Source organism: Aliivibrio sp. 1S128 (assembly GCF_001691065.1).
Classification (GTDB): domain Bacteria; phylum Pseudomonadota; class Gammaproteobacteria; order Enterobacterales; family Vibrionaceae; genus Aliivibrio.
The window spans coordinates 1-360 of the sequence record NZ_MAJV01000134.1 but is presented as its reverse complement, the minus strand read 5'-3'; the positions used below and the strand labels follow the sequence as shown (position 1 = coordinate 360).

Annotated in this window: 1 protein-coding gene; it reads left to right on the top strand. The window is 35.8% G+C overall.

The genetic code is table 11. The features are described 5' to 3' along the window. Positions 1-351: type II toxin-antitoxin system RelE/ParE family toxin (locus A6E03_RS17970; protein ID WP_369688363.1), on the top strand; the 351-nt coding region annotated here is incomplete at its 5' end. Between the last annotated feature and the right edge of the window lie 9 nt (positions 352-360).

Sequence of the window (360 nt, the reverse complement as noted above, 5' to 3'; positions counted from 1 at the left end):
ATTATTATGTGGGAAGTTATTACTACGGATACATTTGATGAATGGTTTGATTCACTAAACGATTCAGAACGTGCAAATGTGATCGCAGGTATGTTGTTACTTCAAAATAAAGGTCCGCATCTTTCTAGACCTTACGCTGATACTGTTTATGGCTCGAAGTTTACAAATATGAAAGAGCTTCGTGTTCAAAGTAACGGTGATCCATTGAGAGCATTTTTTGCTTTCGATCCTGAGCGTAAAGGTATTTTATTATGTGCTGGTAACAAAGGCGGTAATGAAAAACGTTTTTACAAACAGATGATCCCAATAGCAGATCAAGAATTTCAAGCTCATTTGAATAATAGAGGGTAATAATATGGC